Origin of the sequence: Myxococcus sp. CA039A (genome assembly GCF_013336645.1) — a bacterium.
Lineage (GTDB): Bacteria > Myxococcota > Myxococcia > Myxococcales > Myxococcaceae > Myxococcus > Myxococcus llanfairpwllgwyngyllgogerychwyrndrobwllllantysiliogogogochensis.
Map to the genome: position 1 here is coordinate 1 of NZ_JABUMQ010000007.1, position 19,512 is coordinate 19,512.

14 protein-coding genes are annotated in these 19,512 nt (G+C 70.4%); 6 read left to right on the forward strand and 8 right to left on the reverse strand.

Annotated features, from left to right (window positions below; translation table 11 throughout):
• Positions 1–63: 63 nt before the first annotated feature.
• Complete coding sequence (locus HR086_RS01965; RefSeq protein WP_174457274.1) at positions 64–1,089, reverse strand: hypothetical protein; 1,026 nt, start codon at positions 1,087–1,089, stop codon at positions 64–66.
• A gap of 83 nt (positions 1,090–1,172) precedes the next feature.
• Here HR086_RS01965 and HR086_RS01970 point away from each other — a divergent pair, with 83 nt between their 5' ends.
• Positions 1,173–1,991, forward strand: a complete 819-nt coding sequence (locus HR086_RS01970) for a methylase (protein ID WP_174457305.1) — start codon at positions 1,173–1,175, stop codon at positions 1,989–1,991.
• Between the two features lie 202 nt (positions 1,992–2,193).
• Positions 2,194–3,678 (forward strand): carbamoyl-phosphate synthase, encoded by a 1,485-nt coding sequence (locus HR086_RS01975; protein WP_246137714.1) that lies wholly within the window; start codon positions 2,194–2,196, stop codon positions 3,676–3,678.
• A gap of 41 nt (positions 3,679–3,719) precedes the next feature.
• Here HR086_RS01975 and HR086_RS01980 read toward each other — a convergent pair whose 3' ends face one another.
• From HR086_RS01980 to HR086_RS01990, 3 genes are all read right to left on the reverse strand, one after another.
• A complete protein-coding gene (locus HR086_RS01980; protein WP_174464688.1) occupies positions 3,720–5,177 on the reverse strand; it encodes a pyridoxal-dependent decarboxylase in 1,458 nt (485 codons plus the stop codon).
• Positions 5,174–6,025, reverse strand: a complete 852-nt coding sequence (locus HR086_RS01985) for a glycosyltransferase family 2 protein (RefSeq protein WP_141647875.1) — start codon at positions 6,023–6,025, stop codon at positions 5,174–5,176. The genes HR086_RS01980 and HR086_RS01985 overlap by 4 nt, the downstream gene beginning before the upstream one ends.
• Positions 6,026–6,207: 182 nt before the next feature.
• On the reverse strand, positions 6,208–6,456 hold the full coding sequence (locus HR086_RS01990; RefSeq protein ID WP_174464689.1) for a hypothetical protein: 249 nt from the start codon (positions 6,454–6,456) through the stop codon (positions 6,208–6,210).
• 188 nt (positions 6,457–6,644) lie between these two features.
• On the opposite strand from HR086_RS01990, the gene HR086_RS01995 reads away from it, so the two are divergent.
• On the forward strand, positions 6,645–7,424 hold the full coding sequence (locus HR086_RS01995) for an arginyltransferase (protein WP_174457271.1): 780 nt from the start codon (positions 6,645–6,647) through the stop codon (positions 7,422–7,424).
• 8 nt (positions 7,425–7,432) lie between these two features.
• Here HR086_RS01995 and HR086_RS02000 read toward each other — a convergent pair whose 3' ends face one another.
• On the reverse strand, positions 7,433–8,332 hold the full coding sequence (locus HR086_RS02000; protein WP_371817324.1) for an alpha/beta hydrolase: 900 nt from the start codon (positions 8,330–8,332) through the stop codon (positions 7,433–7,435).
• Between the two features lie 165 nt (positions 8,333–8,497).
• Between HR086_RS02000 and HR086_RS02005 the strand changes: the two genes are divergently transcribed.
• Together HR086_RS02005 and HR086_RS02010 are read left to right on the forward strand one after the other, a co-directional pair.
• Positions 8,498–9,652: a glycosyltransferase gene (locus HR086_RS02005; protein WP_141647871.1), complete on the forward strand. Its 1,155-nt coding sequence runs from the start codon at positions 8,498–8,500 to the stop codon at positions 9,650–9,652.
• A 156-nt stretch (positions 9,653–9,808) separates the two neighbouring features.
• A complete protein-coding gene (locus HR086_RS02010) occupies positions 9,809–11,497 on the forward strand; it encodes a glutamine--tRNA ligase/YqeY domain fusion protein (RefSeq protein WP_174464690.1) in 1,689 nt (562 codons plus the stop codon).
• Positions 11,498–11,509: 12 nt separating this feature from the next.
• On the opposite strand, the gene HR086_RS02015 is transcribed toward HR086_RS02010, so the two are convergent.
• Positions 11,510–11,662: a hypothetical protein gene (locus HR086_RS02015; protein WP_174457270.1), complete on the reverse strand. Its 153-nt coding sequence runs from the start codon at positions 11,660–11,662 to the stop codon at positions 11,510–11,512.
• Between the two features lie 24 nt (positions 11,663–11,686).
• Positions 11,687–11,905: a hypothetical protein gene (locus tag HR086_RS02020; RefSeq protein WP_141647878.1), complete on the reverse strand. Its 219-nt coding sequence runs from the start codon at positions 11,903–11,905 to the stop codon at positions 11,687–11,689.
• 155 nt (positions 11,906–12,060) lie between these two features.
• Here HR086_RS02020 and HR086_RS02025 point away from each other — a divergent pair, with 155 nt between their 5' ends.
• Positions 12,061–13,230, forward strand: a complete 1,170-nt coding sequence (locus tag HR086_RS02025) for a hypothetical protein (protein WP_174464691.1) — start codon at positions 12,061–12,063, stop codon at positions 13,228–13,230.
• Between the two features lie 9 nt (positions 13,231–13,239).
• On the opposite strand, the gene HR086_RS02030 is transcribed toward HR086_RS02025, so the two are convergent.
• A complete protein-coding gene (locus HR086_RS02030) occupies positions 13,240–19,227 on the reverse strand; it encodes an ATP-binding protein (protein ID WP_174464692.1) in 5,988 nt (1,995 codons plus the stop codon).
• Positions 19,228–19,512: the final 285 nt, after the last annotated feature.

A 19,512-nucleotide genomic window follows, 5' to 3' on the forward strand; every position in this document is an offset into this window, starting at 1 on the left:
GTGTGCCATGTGCCGCGAAGGGTACCGGCGTTCCCCACCGCTGTCACAACCCGAGACGTCTCGTCACTCCTCCTGGTGGCGCAGCGCTCGCACGGCGGCGCGCAGGCGGCTCCGCCCGCGGTAGAGGTGCAGGATGTGGAACACCGCCAGGGCCACGAGGCAGAGCACGCCCAGCGTCACATAGCGGCGGATGAGGTCGCCCTCCTGCCAGCCGTGCTCATCCACCAGTCGGCTGGGGTCGCTCAGGCCCTGGCCCTCCATGCGGCCGAACGGAATCTCCTCCGCGTTCGTCCTCGCCCTCCACCAGGTGAGGAAGCCGTCCCAGAAGGACAGCGCGCCAATGGGCACCAGGCCCCAGCGCAGCGCGCGCACGTGCAGGTAGCTGCCGGGCCGCACGTAGAAGCACCCCATCAGCACCGTGCCCAGCACCAGCATCCCCCCGTCACCGCCGAAGATGACGAGCGGCAGCGTGCTCGACATGGGCAGGCCCACGGTGCAGACGAGCTGGCAGGTGAGCAGCACCACGCCCCACGTCACCCACGCCCAGCGGCGCAGCTTCCAGCCAATCCAGGTGAGCGCTCCGAGCGCGCCCGCGAGCGCCAACGCCAGCGAGTACCATCGCTCCGAGCCCATGGAGGTCACCCAGAGCGACGGCACGGCGGGGATGCCGCACAGCCACGCGGTGACGGCGTGCCCCAGCTCATGCACCAGCATGGTGAACAGCCGGACGATGAAGCGCAGCGAGCCGGTGGCCCCCAGATAACCCACGAGCAACGCCACGGGCACGACGATGAGCCGCAGCCGCAGCTCGTGTACGGCCTGTTCGTCGGCGGCGTCGAACGCGGCGGTCTCCAGCGGATGCGCGTCCGAGCGCAGGTCCGGTGGCGGCGCGAGCCAGGCGGGGTCCACCTCGAAGGGCGCGGGTTCCGGGGCCTGCGGGTCCGCTGCCGCCGCGGCGCGCTCCTGCTCGGCCCTGCGCGCCGCACGGGCCTCCGCTCGGGCGTAGATGATGCCGCAGCGAGGACACTCCGCCCCCTCCACGCGGGGCGCCTGACAGCCGGGGCAGGTGAGGGCGGAGGCGGGGCGCACGCGGAGGAGCCTACCGGCCCGCGCGGTCCGGAGGGAACGGGGGAGGCTTGACGCGCATGGCGCGCCTCGACGAAGTGGGAGGCATGTCCACGCTGGATGCGAAGACCCGGGGTCGCACCGCGCCGGGTCGCCTGCGCGCGCTCGATGCATACCTGTGCCGCTTCGAGCCCCGGTTGCTGTCGCGTGTCGATGGCGCCTGGGCCCGGGCCGTCTTCGTGGACGTGGGCTTTGGTGAGCACCCGTGGACGACGCTGGAGAGCGCGGAGGCGTTTCGCGTGCTCCAGCCGGAGCTCACCGTCATCGGCGTGGAGCTGGAGGAGGCGCGCGCCCTGGCCGCCCAGGTCCATGCGGGCTCGCGCACGCACTTCCGGCAGGGGGGCTTCGAGCTGCCGCTCTCGGCGGACGAGCCGGCGCGCCTCGTGCGGGCCATGAACCTGCTGCGTCAGGGACCGGCCGAGCGCGTCTCCGACGTGCACCATGCCCTGGGTCGATTCCTGCTCCCGTCGGGGCTGCTCGTGGAGGGGAGCTCGGACCCGGAGGGTTCGGTGCTCACCGCGCACCTGCTGCGTCGAGCGTCGGCGGACGGGGACGCGCCCCCCATGCGCGAGGCGCTGCTGTTCCACACCGACTTTCGCAATGGCTTCGCGCCCCTGCTGTTCCGCGACTGGCTGCCCCGGGACTTGCGCCGTCGCGTGCGTCCTGGCGAGCCCATGCACACCTTCTTCCAGGCGTGGATGGAGGCCTGGAGACAGGCGCGCGAGGCGGGACACACCTCGCCCCCCGACGCCTTCCGTGAGTCCGTCACACGCCTGGGGACGCGACTGGGCGGGGTGGCCACGGACGCGTGGCTGCTCGACTCGGGCTATCTCGTGTGGCGGCCGGAGGGCGGCGTGAGCCCCTGACGCGCGGGGCCAGCCGCTCGCGCCACGGCCCCGCGTGGCGCGACCTCACCCCATGGGTCGTCGCGCGTCGGTGGGTCGTCGCGGCGGACCCGGTCGGATGTTCCGGGGCCGAAGGGCCTGGGGGAATGGGCCCGCGGAACAATGGACGCGAAGTGGACAGGGGCAAATGGTGGGGGGGGCGGCTATGTTGCGTGCCCAAGGTATGAAACGGCACATCCTCTCACTCCTCACCGCCGGGCTCGCCGCGGCTACCGCGACGCCTGTGTCGACCCAGGCTTCAGGTGTCGGCGCGCATGCCCAGGCCACGGCCCGCAGGGCGCCCCCGCGCCCGCGCAGGCTGGAGGACGTGGAGAGACTGGAGACGGCTCAGGTGGAGGCAGAAGACGTGAAGGTGGAACAGGCGGCGCGCCCGCGCGTGGAGGGGCGGCCGTCCGCGTTGCTCTTCTCCGCGAGCTTCTACGGCACGCTCGCCGCCGCGCGCTGCTTCGGGCGCAATGGCATTGACGTCACGGTGGCCGACCCCGGCCGTCTGGGCCCCGCGAGCTGGTCCCGCTTCGTCGGGCGGCGCGTGCAGTGTCCTCCCGAATCCCAGCCCGAGGCGTTCATGGAGTGGCTGCTGGACTTCGGCCGGAGGGAGCCGCATCGGCACGTGCTGTACCCGACGAGCGACGAGCTGGCGTGGCTGGTGTCTGTCCATGCCCGGGAGCTGTCCCAGTACTTCCACCTCTATGACCCGGGCGTGGAGGCGGTGTACGGGCTGCTCAACAAGCGCAAGCTCTTCGAGGCGGGCCAGGCGGTGGGGCTGACGCTGCCGCGCACCTGGTTCCCCGAGTCCGAGGCGGACCTGGAGGCCATCGCCCGCGAGGCGCGCTTCCCGGTCCTCATCAAGCCGACGACGCAGATTCTCTACTCCACGCACGTCAAGGGCCTGCCGGTGGCGGAGCCGTCGCAGCTGGTGGAGGAGTACCGGGCCTTCGCGCGCGACGGGTATGCGCCCATGCTGGTGAACTTCGACCCGGCGGTGGCGCGGCCGATGGTGCAGGAGTTCCATCCGGAAGCGGCGCAGGGCATCTACAGCCTGTCGGGCTTCGTGGACGAATCCGGTGAGCTGTTCGAGGTGCGGGGCGCCATGAAGGTGCTCCAGCGTCCGCGCCGGCTGGGCGTGGGCGTGTGCTTCGAGTCCGCGCCGGTGCGCCAGGACCTGTCGGACGGCCTCAAGCGGCTGTGCCAGAAACTGGGCTACCACGGTGTCTTCGAGGTGGAGTTCATCCAGACGAAGGACGACTTCCTCCTCATCGACTTCAACCCGCGCTACTACGGGCAGATGGGCTTCGACATCGCGCGAGGACTGCCGCTGCCGCTGATGGCCTACCACGCGGCGCTGGGTGACAAGCCCGCGCTCCAGGGCGTGGTGAAGGCGGCGCGCGAGTGGACGGGGAAGGGTGAAGTGTTCTGCAACCGGATTGCGTTGGAGATGTTGCTCAACCTCCAGCGGCTCTCAGGCGCGCTCCCCGTCGACGAGGCACGTCAGTGGCGGCGTTGGCTGGGTGAGCACCGGGACGTGGCGGTGGATCCGCTCATCGACTCGGATGACATGATGCCCACGGCGGTGGAGGTCGCGCAGATTCTCTACGGCTCCGCGCGCCACCCCCGCGCCTTCCTCCGGATGATGGTGCTCAACCGGTAGTCCTCCGGGCCGCCCGCTTCAGACGCGGGCGGCCGTGAGGCTCAGGCGGCTTCCGTCTTGCTGGGAGTCGCCGCCGCGCCCGTCACGGTGTCGAGGGCAATCTGGTCCTCGAACGTCTCCGCCCGGCGCAGTAGCAGTTCCTTCCCGTCGTCCAACGCGATGATGGCGGGCTGGGGATAGGAGAAGGACGTGGCGAACGGCACGAAGTAGGCGCCCGCATCCATGATGGCCAGCGTGTCGCCCTCGGTCAGCTCCGGCAACCGCTTCGCGTGGTAAAGCGTGTCGCCCGGCGTGCAGATGGGCCCCACCACCGTGTACACGCGCGACGCGGGCGCATCCGGCCGGTCGACATGGAAGAGCTGGTGGTACTCGTTGCGCACGCACTCGGCATGGTTCACGCCCGCATCGAGCACCGCCCAGGTCCGGTCGTCACCCTGCTTGAGCGTGTGCACGCGGCCCAGGAGCAACTGCGTGTCGCCCGTCATGGCGCGCCCCGGCTCCAGGAAGATGCGCGGACGCTGGCGGCCCCGCCGCGCGTAGTGCGACTCCACCAGCTCCACCGCGAGCGCCACATAGCGGGAGATGCCGAGCGCCCCTTCCGGGTCCGGCGCGGGCACGTCGCGGAAGAAGGTGAGGTTGAGCCGCCAGTCGCGCTCGGCGATGTGCTCCACCGACGGCGTGCAGAGGCTGCCGCCCAAATCCAGCACCTCCAGATCCAACCCCAGCTCCTGGTGCAGCGTGTCCGTGAAGGCGAGCACCGCCTCCACGAAGCCGGTGAACTCGCCCTCCGTCCGGATGGTGGCGCCCCGGTGCGCGTGGAGCCCCACGACGTCCAGGTGTGACGACGCACGCGCCTGCGCATACGCCCGCAGCGCCGCGCCCCCGGCGATGGGCGTGCCGAACTGCGCCGCCCAGCCACTGTCCGTGCTCACCCGCAGCGCCACGCGGGGGCGCTTGCCCAGCTCGGCCGCGATGCGCGCGAACGTGCCCAGCTCCTCCGCGTGATTGGCGGCCAGCAACTGGATGCCCCGGGAGATGGCCTCTCGCACCGAGGCCTCCGACTTCACCGGGCCGTTGTAGACGATGCGCTCGGGCGCCACGCCCAGCTTCAGCGCGAGCCACAGCTCGTAGGCGGAGATGATTTCGGCGCCCACGCCCATGCCGTGCAGCACCGACAGCACACCCGGAATCGGGTTCGTCTTGTACGAGTAGAACACCTCGCAGCCGCCCGCCCGTCCCTGAGGCACCGCCAGGAAGCGCTCCACGTTGCGCCGCAGCGCCGCCAGGTGCACCACGTGCAGTGGCGAGCCCCAGCGCTCCACCAGCGCCTTGAGCGGCACACCCTCCAGGCACAGGCCCTGGCCGGTGCGCTGCTCCAGCCCCCAGTACGACGCGGGAATCTCCGTGCGCTTGGGCGCCATGGCCCGCTGGAGCACCGGCCGCAGCGTCTGCTTCATCTGCCGCTTGGCCGTTCCGACGAGGCGATTCTTCAAGCTCATGAGACCCGGCCCTGCTTCGGCAACCGCAGCGGCAGCCGCTTGGCGACGTCGAAGGGCAGCGCGCGCATCAACAACTGCAGCGCGCGGTACTCCAACACGCCGTTCGTCTTGCGGTACTTGCCGTGAATCATCTCGTTGGACTGCATCACCAGCGTGCCGTCCTTGCCCAGGTTGTGCATCAACGAGGGCCGGCCCGTGCGGTAGTGCAGGATGGGCCGGTTGACGTAGACGTGGCCGAAGGCGCGGATGCCGCGCAGGTAGAAGTCCACGTCCTCGTAGACGGGGATGGACGCGTCGAAGCCGCCCAGCGCGGAGAAGTGCTCGCGGCGCACCATGCAGGCCGAGTTCACGTACAGCGTTCCGCGAAAGAGGATGTGCGCCACCGTCCACGCGCTGTTGGGCGTCGTGGAGCCCACCTTGGCGGCCCACTCGAAGTACTCGCTCTTGTCCTTGAGCCAGTCCGCGTCGTCGCCGAAGGGCACCACCCAGCCCACCGCCACGCCCGCGTCGGGACGCGCGTCCAGCGCGCTCACCATGGCGTGCAGCGCGCCGTCCGCCAGCATGTCGTCGTCATCCAGGAAGTGCAGGTAGCGCCCGCGCGCCAGCGTCACGCCGTGGTTGCGCACCACCGCCGGACGGCCCTTGGAGGGCGGGTCGTTCACCACGTAGCGCACGCGCTCATCGCCCAGCCCCTCCACCGACGCCCGAGCGGTGCCCTCGGGCGTGTCATCCAACACGATGACCTCGACCTGGACTCCCTCCTGGCGAAGCACCGAACGGATGGCCTCCACCACTTCCTTCTCTCGTCGGTGGGTGGGCATCACCACCGAGACATCGATTGCGGACATGTCAGACTTATACGCGCTGGCGCCGGGGGCCGGGAAGACGCCTTGGTGTTCCACCGCGCGCGCGGCTTGCGCGGCTGCCTGCCCGCCGCGCAAGGTGTGCGGGCCCGCGCGTTCTCAAACTGGATGAGGTTGAGAAGCGGCGTCCAGGAGGGACGCCCACTCGTCAGGGGGTGACGCGGTCTTCAGTAGCTCGCCACCGCGAACTCGAAGTCGTCCGTCTCCCACCCGGGGTCTTCACCGACCTGCCGGGAAAGCCTCGCTGGCAGGACAGGCCTGTCCGGGTTGGCGGCGCGCGCGCTCAAGGTCCGAGTCCCCAGCCGCTGGTCGTCCCACGCACCCCCCACGAAGGCGGAGAAAGGCGCGACGTCCTCGGTCTCCAGTTCGGCGTGGGCGAGCCGGTCCATCCAGGGCTGCAGGCAGTCTCGGGCCATGTGCTTCCGCCTTCACGTGGGAGTCACCCGAGAATGTTTGCAGTCGCCATGCCATGCCCTCCCGTCGGGGATGCGTCCGGGGCGCGACATGACAGACTGTCAGGGCGTGGCTCCCTGGCCGCGGGGCATCCTGACACCCGCGTCCGACTTGACGCCGGGCGGGCCGCCGGAGAGGAACTTGGACGGACATGGCCCTCCTGCTGGCACACGAAGTCGAAGCCCCTCGCCCGTGCAGCTACCTGCCCGAGCAGCAGGCGTCGTTGGAGAACCTGGTGATGCAGGACGTGTCACCGGAGGAGTACGAGCACCTGCTGGTGCGCGGCTGGCGTCGGTTCGGCCCGCTGTACTTCCGGCCCGCCTGCGCCACCTGTGGCGAATGTGTCTCGCTGCGCCTGCCGGTGGAGGGCTTTCGTCCCAATCGCAGCCAGCGACGCGCCCGGGCGGCGTGCGCGCACCTGCGCGTGGAGGTGGACGTGCCCCGCGTGGACGACGAGCGGCTGGCGCTCTACCGGGCGTGGCACGCGGAGCGCGAGTCCTCGCGGGAGTGGGAGCCCTCGCCGCTCACCTTGCGCGAGTACTCGCTCCAGTTCTCGTTCCCCCATCCCTCCGCGCGCGAGGTCGCCTTCTACGACGATGGCGCGGAGGGCGGCCCGAAGCTGGTGGCGCTGGGCATCTGCGACGAGACGCCGCGCGCGTGGAGCGCGGTGTACTTCTTCTACGACCCGGCCTGCGCGGCCCTGTCGCTCGGCACCGCGAACGTGGTGTTCCAGGTGGAGCTGGCGCGCGCTCGCGGCATCCCCCACGTGTACCTGGGCTACCGCGTCCAGGCGTGCGCGTCGCTGCGCTACAAGGGCGGCTTCCGGCCGCATGAGTTGCTCGTGGGGCGGCCCGCGCTGGACTCGGCCCCCACGTGGGAGATTCCGGCGGTGGCGCCCGAGCCGACCTCCGAGCCGGACGGCACCCCGTAGCGCTCGCGTCAGCCCGCGTTCAAGAGGGCCCGGTCGAAGTGCTCGCGCAGCCGGCGGGCGTATTCCTCGGGTGCGACGCGCGAGTACTCGCCATGGCCCGCGCCCTCGACGACCCACAGGGACTTGGGCTCACAGGCCGCGCGGAAGAGGCTGGCCTGGAGCTTGGCGGGGGCGTCCGGGTCCACGTCACCGTTGACGAGCAGGAGCGGCCGGCCCTGGAGCTGGCACATGCCGTCGATGGGGCGCACCGCGTCCACGTCCACGCCCGCGTGCCGCAGCGTCCACAGCACCGGCTCCGCGCTGAAGGCGCCCCACCGGCCATAGCCCGAGTACACGTCCGCCTCCAGGGCGGGATACGCGCCCGCCGCGACGACCGCCTTCACGCGGACGTCCGTCTCCGCCACCAGCAGCGCGGTGGTGCCACCCATGGAGAACCCGAAGAGGCCCAGCCGCGCCGGGTCCACGTCCTGGCGCTTGGAGACGAAGTCCAGCGCGGCCGTCACGTCGCGCCGCTCGCCGTCGCCCCACGTCACGCGGTCTCCGCCGCTCTCTCCATGCGCGCGCAGGTCGAACAGCAGCACGCCATAACCCGCTCGGGCGAGCGCGCGAGCCTCGAAGAGCAGCTGCGCGCGGTTGTCCGCGAAGCCATGCACCAGCACCACCGCCGCCCGGTTTCGCGACGGCACGTACCAGCCGCGCAGCGTCAGCCCGTCGACGCTGGAGAAGCTCACGTCCTCAAGGCCAGAGAGCTCCGGTGAGGCGACGGGCCGCTCCACCGGCACATGGGGCGGATGCAGCAGGCCCTGCCCGATGCGGTGGCCGCGCACCGCGAGGAAGCCGCCGGCGGCGAACACGCAGAGCAGGGACGCCACGAAGACGAGGACGCGCGAGCGGAGTGGGTTTTTCACGAGAGGAGTGGAAGGCGTGGGCGCGCGCGAGCCTAGCCGAGTGGCCCGGCTGTGTGCGTCAGTCCGGTGGCTCGCGTCCCGTGAGGGCGAGCGGCCCGTTCGTCTTGTTGGCGGGTATGCCTCCTTGGGTTACGGTGCACCCGCCTTCTGGGGAGTGGGGGCTGGATGCTGCAACCGGTGCCACGAGACGCCTCGAAAGACCCCCGCCGGAAGCGCGTGCTCTTCACGCTCGTGTTCATGGGCGCTGGCGGTATCGAGCGCTCGGTCTGCAACATCCTGGCGGGCCTGGACTCCGAGCGCTTCGCCACCCGGCTGTTCTTCCACCACCGCCCTCCGCCGGACCGCGAGGACCGACTGCCCCGGAACACCGAGGTCGTCTGGGCCACCGACTCCTACGACTACCATCGGCAGAGCCTGCCGGTGTACCTCTGGCACCTGCTGCGCCATGCGCGCGAGGCCGACGTCATCGTCGCGGGCCAGGAGGGCCGTGCCGCGCTGCTGGCCTGCCTGGCGGGCAGGCTGCTCAACAAGCCCGTCGTCGGGATGATCCACTTCGACTGGGGCGCCTTCCATCGCGAGCAGCCGCGCCGACAGCTCTGGGGCCTGCGCCTGCTGTATCCGCGCATGAACCGCATCGTCGCCTGCGGCCATGACACCGCCCGGTCCTTCCAGTCGCTGGTGCCCGTGCCCGAGGAGCGACTCCAGGTCATCCCCAACTTCGTGGATGGCGACGTCGTGCGCGCCGCCGGGGAAGGGCCGCTGCCCGACTGGGCCCCGGCCGTCTTCGACAAGCCCGTGGTCATCGCCGTGGGACGGCTGGAGCCCCAGAAGGGCTTCGACGTGCTCATCCGCGCCCATGCTCTCGCGCGAAAGCGGGGCGTGGACCAGCACCTGCTCATCCTCGGGGTGGGCTCGCTGGAGGCCGACTTGAAGGCCCTGGCCCGCTCGCTGGGCGTGGAGTCCACCGTCTTCATGCCGGGGTTCGCCGCCAATCCGCACGCGCTGATGCGAAAGGCCGCGGTGTTCGCCCTGTCCTCGCGCTTCGAGGGCCTGCCCATGGTGCTGCTGGAGGCGCTCGCCCTGGGGTGCCCCGTGGTCAGCACGGACTGTCCCTCCGGGCCGGCGGAGGTCCTGGAGCATGGCCGCCACGGGGTCCTGGTGCCCCTGGAGGACCCCCAGGCGCTGTCGGAGGCGCTGGGGCGCGTCGTCACCGACGAGGTGCACCGCAAGGATTTGTCCCGCCGGGCCCGGGCCCGCGCGGAGGAGCTGTCGGCGACGCGGGCCCTGGGGGCCTGGGAAGCGCTGCTGGCGTCCCTCTGAGGCCCCCTGGGGGCTTTTCCGTCCGGAGGCCCCGCCGCCCCGCGTTGGAAGGGGGCGCCCGGCCCGGGTGTTCTCCTCCGAGGCCCGCTGGGAACGGCGAGGGTGCAAGGAATCGCTTGCCGGCCCCGGGCGGCTTCACGAGGATTCGCCCCCATCATGACGACGACGAACGAAACGCAGGGCCTGAACTTCCTCCAGGAAATCATCGAGGAAGACCGGCGCGCGGGAAAGCACGGTGGTCGCGTGCTCACCCGCTTCCCGCCCGAGCCCAATGGCTACCTCCACATCGGCCACGCCAAGGCCATCTGCCTGAACTTCGGGCTGGCGAAGCAATACGGTGGCCTGTGCAACCTGCGCTTCGACGACACCAACCCCGTCACCGAGGACACCGACTACGTCGAGTCCATCCAGCGGGACGTGAAGTGGCTGGGCTTCGACTGGGACGACCGGAAGTTCTTCGCCTCCGACTACTTCCCCAAGCTCTACGACTTCGCCGTGCAGCTCATCAAGCAGGGCAAGGCGTACGTGTGCAGCCTGTCGGCGGACGAGATTCGCGAGTACCGCGGCGACTTCACCACGCCGGGCCGCGACAGCCCGTACCGCACCCGCTCCGTGGAGGAGAACCTGGACCTCTTCGAGCGCATGCGCGGCGGAGAGTTCCCGGACGGCAAGCACACGCTGCGCGCCAAGATCGACATGGCGTCCCCCAACCCCGTGTTGAGGGACCCGCCCATCTACCGCATCCGCCACGCGCACCATCACCGCACCGGCGAGGCGTGGCCCATCTACCCGCTCTACGACTTCGCGCACTGCCTGTCGGATGCGATTGAGGGCATCACCCACTCCGTCTGTACGCTGGAGTTCGAGAACCGCCGCGTGCTGTACGACTGGATTGTGGACAGCCTCATCCAGGGGGAGCGGCCGCATCAGTACGAGTTCAACCGGCTGAACCTCAACTACACGGTGATGAGCAAGCGCAAGCTGCTCAAGCTCGTCATGGAGAAGTACGTCTCCGGTTGGGATGACCCCCGGATGATGACCATCAGCGGCCTGCGCCGCCGGGGCTTCACGCCGGCCTCCATCCGCGACTTCGCCACGCGCGCGGGTGTCAGCAAGACGCAGCAGCTCATCGACATGGGCGTGCTGGAGCTGTGCATCCGCGAGGACCTGAACGAGACGGCCCCTCGCGCCATGGCGGTGCTGCGCCCGCTGAAGGTGGTGGTGGAGAACTACCCGGAAGGCCAGGAGGAGCTCCTGGAGGTGCAGAACCACCCGCAGAAGCCGGAGATGGGCACGCGCAAGGTGCCGTTCATGCGCGAGCTGTTCATCGAGGCGGAGGACTTCATGGAGGTCCCCGCCAAGGGCTTCTTCCGACTGGCGCCGGGCAAGGAGGTGCGCCTGCGCTCGGCGTACTTCATCACCTGCAAGGAGGTCATCAAGGACGCGGCCGGCAACATCACGGAGCTGCGCTGCACCTATGACCCGGCCACGCGCGGCGGTGACTCGCCGGATGGCCGCAAGGTGAAGGGCACGCTGCACTGGGTGCCGGGCAACGCGCCCACCGCCGAGGTGCGGCTGTACGACAGGCTCTTCTCCGTGGAGAGCCCGGACTCGGATGACGCGAAGGACTTCACCACCTTCCTCAATCCGGCGAGCCTGGAGGTCCTCAGGAACGCGCGCGTGGAGCCGGGCCTTGCCCAGGCGACGCCGGAGTCCCGCTTCCAGTTCGAGCGGTTGGGGTACTTCTTCGCGGACCCGAAGGACTCGCAGCCGGGCAAGCCCGTCTTCAACCGCACCGTCACCCTGAAGGACTCGTGGGTGAAGGAGCAGGGCAAGGGGAAGTAGTCCCCTCGCCGCTCAGGGTGTCGCCCCGTCCTTCGCGGGCGGCACCCTGCACGCGGCGTGGCCCAGGATGACGTCGCCGTCGACGGTGCTCGTGGGCGTGGGCGTCCAGCCCGCCGCGAGCCGGGCGTCGAGGAGTTCATCAGCGCTGGGTCGACGGTCCCACACGGAGACCGCGTTGATTCCGCCGAGTCAGGTGGTGTCGAAGACGAGGTAGCCGCCGTCCTTCCAGGGCAGCACCACGTCGTGGGTGAACTCGTCCTGCACCACCACTTCCGTCACGTCGCGCGGCGGCGTGCTGGCGAAGCCCCAGCGCACCACGTCCTGGAGCAGGGTGAGGGGCGCGAGCTCTCGCTCCAGCGCTGCTCGTTGCTCCAGGGGCAGGGCGGCCCGGTCTGTCAGCGGCACCATGCCTGGCAGCCTGTCAGGGGTGACCAGGACTCGCAAGCCGGAGCCGCCCCCGCGGCCGGGCGAGGGCCCGGTGGCCCGTTGACTCCGGGCGTCCGCGTCCCGACTTCTTGGCTGGGGGCATTTCCGTCCCCGGCTTCTCGGGAGGCGCCTCCACCATGGTCTGCTGCACGCTGCCGCGCTGGTGGCCCGTTCCCACACAGGCGGAGGTGGAGGCCATCATCCAGATGGGGGACCCCGTCCTGCGCAACCTCCACATCACCCAGACGTACCACGTGCTCGAGGTGGCCCTCACCGACGTGTTCGGCGAGGAGGACCTGAGCTGGTGTGGCTTCTCGACGTGGGCCTCGAAGACGGCGGGGGCCTTCATCCGCAAGGACGTGCTGCCAGGGGTGATGGCGCAGTTGCTGGAGCGGGCGGACGCGGTGACGCGCGGCTTCTCGGAGCTGCAGGACCGGCTCCTGGGCGCGTGGGGCGCGTCCGTGGGCATCCAGTACGTGCTGGCGCGCACGGTGGAGGACGTGCTCGACGAGGTGGCCCGTCACACCGCGCGCGGCAACCTGGTGGTCTTCCAGGAGCTGGGGCCGCTGTACACGGACCTCCTGGCGAACTTCACTGGCATGGACTCGCCCGAGCCGTCGCGAGTGGAGGCGGTGGTGTCGCGGCTGGCTCCGGGGCCTGTGGGTGAAGGCGGGCAGGACCTGCTCATCCGCGCGGTGCGGCACTACCACGAGGCGTGTTTCACCGAGGACCCGAAGGCCCACGCGGAGCTGATGTTCCTGGCCAACGCGCTGGTGGGCTACCACGAGCAGGCGCGGCTGCAGGGGCCCGTGGTCGCCGCGCTCAACGCGCCGGTGAAGGAGCTGTTCCTGGAGCACCTGGTCGCCTTCGTCCGGGCGGACCCGAATCCCCGGGCGCGCAGCCTGTCCGAGTGGGGCCTGCGGGAAGGCTTCGCGCCGCTGGCCCAGCGCCTGGAGCGGCTGTGGCGCGAGCTGGCGACGCGGATGCTGATGAAGATGGAGCTGCCGGACGTGACGCTGCGGCTGGGAGAGGACCTGCCCGCGCTGACGGCGGAGCGGGACTTCCCACCGGCCCTGGAGCGGCTGTCGCATCCGGAGCTGGTGGCGTTGATGGCGGCGCTGGACAGGTCCCCGGACGACACGGCGGGCAGCGCGGCGCGGGACTGGGGGAGCCTGTCGGACCGGATGAACATCATCGTGGACCTGTTCCGCACGCGGCAGCAGGACCGGCTCCTGTATGACCAGCCCTTCACGTTCCTCCAGGTGGATGCGTTCCAGCAGGGCCGGGTGCCGCACGGACGGCTGTGAAGCGCGCCCTCACCCCGGCGCTTCCAGCACCGGGAGCACGACGGTGAAGGTGGCGCCGCCGCCTTCCGTGCGCGTCACGTGGATGCGCCCCGCATGTCCCTCCACGATGTGGCGTGCCATCCACAGGCCCAGTCCGAAGCCTCCATGGTTGCGCGCGGAGACAGCTCGCTCGAAGCGTCCGAAGATGCGCTCGTGGTCCTCGGGGGCGACCCCGGGGCCATGGTCCACGACCGAGATGCGGACGCTGTCCTCCGTCGGAGCCACCGTCACCTCGACAGGCTTGCCCGCGCCGAACTTGAGGGCGTTGTCGAGCAGGCCCTCGACCAGCTGGTGCAGTCGCTCCGGGTCGAACCGACCCACGATGGAAGACGGGGCGTTCAACGTCACGGTGCTCTCCGCGCGCGCGGCCTTCTCCCGAGCCTCGTCCACGACCGCCTTCACGGTGGCGGTCGGGTCCACGTCCTGCCGCACCAGCTCCAGGCGGCCGGTGACGAACTCCGACACATCCAGCAGGTGCTCCACCAGCCGCGTCAGGCGCTGGAGCTGCTTCTCCGTCGTCAGCGCCCGCGCCCGCAGCAGCTCCTCCGGAGAGCGCTGACCGCCCTGGCGGTCCAGGCTTCGGAGCAGCGACTGGATGTTGAGGGCCAGGACACTCACCGGGGTGCGCAGCTCATGGCTGACGAGGCTGAGGAACTCGTCGCGCAGGTGCACGGACTCGAGCAGCTCCTCCTTCTCCAGCTCCTTGCGCGTCACTTCCCGGCGCACGCTGACCATCTCGAGCTGGGTGCGCACCCGGGCGATGAGCTCGCGCGCGGAGAAGGGCTTCACCAGATAGTCATCCGCTCCGCTCGACAGGCCCTCCACCGTGGACTCGTCGCCCGCGCGCGCGGAGAGCAGGATGATGGGGATGGCGCGCGTGCGTGGGTCCGCGCGGAGTTCTCGCACGAGGCCGAAGCCGTCCAGCACCGGCATCATCACGTCGGAGAGGATGAGGTCGGGCGGCTGGACGCGGGCCCGCGCGAGGGCCTCCTCTCCGTTCGTGGCTGTCTCGACATGGGGGAAGCGGCGCCCCAGCAGCCCCGAGACATAGCTGCGCAGGTCGGCGTTGTCGTCCACGAGGAGAATCCGGGAGGAGGCCAGCGCCAGGGGAACATCCAACTGGACGTCGTCAGCGGTCCGCGTCGCGTCCGGCGCCTGGGGCTGGAGCAGCGGAGCGTCGGAGGCGGACCAGCGCTGGGCCTCGTCGACGAAAGGGGCGGCCCACGCCGCCGACGAGCGGGAGCGGGGCTTGTGGTCGATTCGCTCCGGAGGCAGGTGGGCCGAGCCGCCCGGCAGCCGCACGGTGAAGGTGGTGCCCACGCCCAGCCGGCTCGTCACGGAGACGTCGCCCCCATGCAGCTTGACCAGGTCCTCCACCATGGCGAGGCCGATGCCCGTCCCCTCGTGGCTCCGACCCTGGGTGGCGCGCACGCGGTAGAAGCGCTCGAAGATGCGCGGCAGGTCCTCCTCGGGAATCCCCACGCCGGTGTCCTGCACGGTGAGGACCGCGCGCCCGTCCCTCCAGTGCATGCCCACGCGGATCTCCCCCTGGTGGGTGTACTTCACCGCGTTGGAGAGCAGGTTCAGGACAACCTTCTCCCACATCTCCGGGTCGACATAGACGGACTCGGGAAGCGGGGGACAGTCCACCCTCAGCCGCAGCCCCGCGCTGCCCACGGCGGACTCGAAGGCGCTCGCCAGGTTGCGAGTGAAGGCCGACAGGTCCGTGGGGACGTACGTGGCCTGCGTTCGCCCCGCCTCCATGCGCGAGAAGTCGAGCAGGGTGTTGACCATCTTGTAGAGCCGGAGCGCGTTGCGGCGCACCAGGTCGAGCTGCTCTTCGCCCAGGGCCCTGGGCGTCCTGGCCATGGCGTCCTCGATGGGCCCGAGGATGAGCGTGAGGGGCGTGCGGAACTCGTGGCTCACGTTGCTGAAGAAGGCCGTCTTGGCCTGGTCGAGCAGGGCGAGCTGCTCGGCGCGCTGGCGCTCCTGCTCGTAGGCGCGGGCGCTGGCGAGGCTGGCGGCGAGCTGCCGCGCCAGCAGTTGCAAGAAGCTCTGGTACTCGTCATCCAGCGCACGCAGCGGACTGATGCCGGCGACGAGCACGCCGGTCAGCTCCGCGTCCGCGCCCATGGGCACCGGGAGCAGCAGGGCGCGCGTCGTGGGCTCCGGCCAGGGGCCGCCGGGGAGGGGACCGAACCTCGACGACAGGTCCTCCACCAGCGCCTCCTGCCCCGTGCGTACGACTTTGGAGAGCGGCCACGAGGTCTCTTCATCGAGCAGCAGCTCGGTGGGGGCCGCGGCCGCGCCTCGGGGCAGGTTGGCGCAGGAGACCAGCTGGGCCTTGTCGTTTCGGACGACGTAGAGCAGCGCGAAGGGCAGGTCGTGGCCCGCGGGCGTGAGGACCTCTTCCAGCGCGACGAAGAGCGCGTCGACCTTCTCGCTGAGCGCCGCGCGGATGGACAGCTCGCGGAGGATGGCCAGTCGTCGGTCTCCGACGACCTGACGCGTGGTCTCGCTCGCGATGGCGAAGAGGCCGGCGATCTCCCCTGTCTCGCCAATGGTGGGGTTGTAGGACCAGGTGAAGTAGGCCTCTTCGCGCAGGCCACCGGGCCGCCGCGCGAAGTTGACGTTCCCGTTCTCGATGAAGAGCGGCTCTCCTGTCTCATGCACGCGCTGCATGAGGGGCCCCAGCAGCCGCCACTCCTCCGCCAGGGCCTCGGCCCCGCGCGCGCCCAGCGTCAGCGGATGCTTCGCCCCCAGGATGGGACGGAACGGGTCGTTGTAGAGCATGTTCAGCTCCGGACCCCAGAAGAGGATGATGGGGTACGGAGAGCGCAGCATCGTGCTGACGGACGTCCGCAGCGACTGGGGCCAGCGCTCGAGCGGACCCAGCGCCGTCGTCCGCCAGTCGAAGGCGCGCATCAACGCGCCCATGTCGCCGCCGCCTTGAACGAAGTGCTCCTCGCTGCCCAGCCACTGGGGCGGCGGACGCGGTGTCATGGCGGGCTCCGCGACGCCCTGCTCGGCGGGGAGCCAGAAGCAGAAGGTGCTGCCCGCGTCGGAGGTGCGCTCCAACCGCATCCGCCCACCGTGGCTCTCCACGATGCCCTTCGCGATGGAGAGGCCCAGCCCATGGCCCCCGCGCCGCTTCTGCGCCGCGTGCCAGTAGCGGTCGAAGATGTGCTGCTGCGCTTCGAGCGGAACCCCCGGCCCGCTGTCCGTCACGCTGAAGCGGATGTCCCGTGTCCCGGCATCGAGCCCGGCCCGCAGGTGGATTGCGCCCCCCGTGCCAGAGGGCGAGAACTTGATGGCGTTGGAGAGCAGGTTCCCGATGGCCTGGAGGATGCGTTCCCGGTCGCACTTCACGACGAGGCCGGGCTCCACGTCGATGTCCAGGCGCAGGCCCTTCTCGGCCGCCTGGGGCCCGAACTGCTCGCGGGCCTCGCGGATGAGCTCCTCGACGGTCTGCGGGCGCGCCTCGATGGAGAGGGTTCCGGTCTCGATGCTCTCCAGGTCGAGCAGGTCGTCGATGAGCCGGTTCATCCGGCTGGCCGAGCGTCGGATCGACTCCGCCTGCTTGCGCACGCGCTCGCCCGGTCCGCTCTCCAGGGGGATTCGACGCAGCAGCTCGGCGGAGGTGCTGATGGCGGCGAGCGGCGAGCGCAGGTCGTGGCTGACCACCGCGAGGGTCTCCTCTCGCGAGCGGGTGGCGCGGCGGGCCTCGTCGAGCAGGCGCTGGGCCTCCTCCGCATGGGCACGCTCGGCGTGGACCGACGCCTGGCGAAGCCTGGAGACGGTGAGCAGGGCGTTGACGCGCGCTCGGAGTTCGTTCGCGGAGAAGGGCTTGACCAGGTACTCGTCCGCGCCGCTGCGCAGTCCCTCGATGGTGGCCTCTTCACCCGCGCGCGCGGACAGCAGCAGGATGGGAATGGTGCGGGTGTGCTCGTCGGCGCGCAGGGCCTGGACGAGCTCCAGACCGCCGATGCCCGGCATCATCACATCGGAGATGATGAGGTCGGGAGGCGTCCGCCGCGCGGCGATGAACGCCTGGGTGCCATCGCTCACCGACTCCACGCGCCAGTGGGGCGACAGGAGCCGCAGCAGGTAGCCGCGCATGTCGGCGTTGTCGTCCGCCAGGAGGATGCGCGCTTCGGAGGAGGAGAGGGCGGGCTCGACGAGGGGCGCCTCGGGAGTGCTCCACTGGGAGAGCTCCGCGAGGAACGCGCTGGCGCCAATCCCCGTGGACGTCAGGGCCCGGGCGGCCCCGACATGCTCCCGAGGCAGGTGCGCGGAGCCTGTCGGGAGGCTCACCGTGAAGGTGGTTCCCTGGTCGAGCGCGCTCGTCACCGTCACGGCGCCGCCGTGCAGCTTGACCAGCTCCCGCACCAGCGCGAGTCCAATGCCCGTGCCTTCATGGCTGCGTCCGCGTGAGCCTTCGACCCGGTGGAAGCGCTCGAAGATGCGAGGCAGCTCCTCTGCTGGCATCCCGATGCCCGTGTCCTGGACGGTCAGCTCCACGGTGTCGTCCCGCCACTTCAGCGCGATGCGAACCTGGCCCTCGAAGGTGAACTTGAAGGCGTTGGAGAGGAGGTTCAAGACAACCTTCTCCCACATCTCCGGGTCCACATAGACGGAGTCGGGCAGCGGGGGGCAGGTGACCACCAGCTCGAGCCCCGCGGTGGTCATCGCCGAATCGAAGCTGCTGACCAGGTCCCGGGTGAGGGCGGAGAGGTCTGTCGGGATGAAGGAGGCCTGCGCGCGTCCGGCCTCGAGCCGGGCGAAGTCGAGCAGCGTGTTGACCAGCTTCTGCAGCCGCAGGCCATTGCGTCGCACCAGCTCCTGCCGCTCGCGTTGGGCGGGGGGGAGCGGCTCCAGGACATCCGCCAGGGAGTCCTCGACGGGACCGAGCATCAAGGTGAGCGGCGTGCGGAACTCGTGACTGACATTGCTGAAGAAGGCGGTCTTCGAGCGATCAATCTCCGCCAGGGCCTCCGCCCGCCGCTTCTCGTCTTCATAGGCGCGAGCGTTGCTGACGGCCGTGGCGATGTGGTCCGCCACCAGCCCCAGGAACCCCCGGTAGTCGTCGTCCAGGGCGCGCCGCGCGCTCAGCCCCGCGACGAGGAAGCCGTGGGGGCGCTCGGCGCCAGGCCGGGTGATGGGCAACACCATGACCGAGTGAGGGGCCTCGGGCCACGGACCGCCCGGGAGGTCGCCGAAGTGGGCGCGCACGTCGGAGATGAGGAGGCCCCCCGGGGCCGCCAGGGCCTCGGGGAAGGACCAGCGGGTGCTGGCGGGGAGGTCGCCGAACCGCGAGGCGGCCTGGGCCTTCGTGTCCCAGCCCGTCACTTCCATCAGGTCCGCCTGCTCGCCGCTGGCGCCCAGGCGATAGAGCAAGGCGAAGGGGACGTCGAAGGCGTTGCCCGCCAGGGCCCGCGCGGCTTCGCGCCAGACGTCTCCTTCATGCTTCACGGTTCCCGCACGCGCGGCGAGGTCCCTCAGGGTCCGTAGCCGCCGCTCGCCCAGCACCCGACCCGTGGTCTCGGTCAGGGTGGCGAGGATGCCTCCGACGCCCCCGCTTTCGTCACGTATCGGGCTGTAGGAGTACGTGAAGTAGCACTCCTCCAGGTAGCCGTGCCTATCCAACGGCAGCATCCAGTCTTCGGAGCCAACCGCCGTTCCCCGCCACACCCCGTCGAACTGCGGACCGATGATGTGCCAGCTCTCCGCGAACGTCGCCTGGGCGCTGTGGCCCATGGCCGCCGGGTGCTTCGTCGAGCCGAGCACCGGTCGGTACCCGTCATTGTAGAACTGGACGAGTTGGGGGCCCCACGCGATGTACATCGGGAAGCGCGACTCCAGCAGGATGCTGACCGCGGTGCGCAGTGACTGAGGCCAGGTCTCCGGCGCGCCCACGGGCGTTTTCACCCAATCGATGGCGCGCATGAGCGCACCCATCTCGCCTCCCCCGGCAAGCACCGCCGCGGCCATGGGATGAAGGTCGGAGCGCGGCGCTCCGGAGCTTTGGGTCGAGTGGCTCATCAAATCTCATCGCCCCTCACCCCGTGGGTTGCAGGACGTAGCAGGGGTTGCAGGGTGAGACCTCAACGCAAGGACCTGAAGGCCTGCGCCGGCGACAATATTCTGTCGCATCCTCGGAATTGCACGGGCCTTGCGTGCTTCCATGAGCGCTGAGACATGTGTTGTCTACGCCACAGTCCGCACGCTCGCCTCATCCCATCC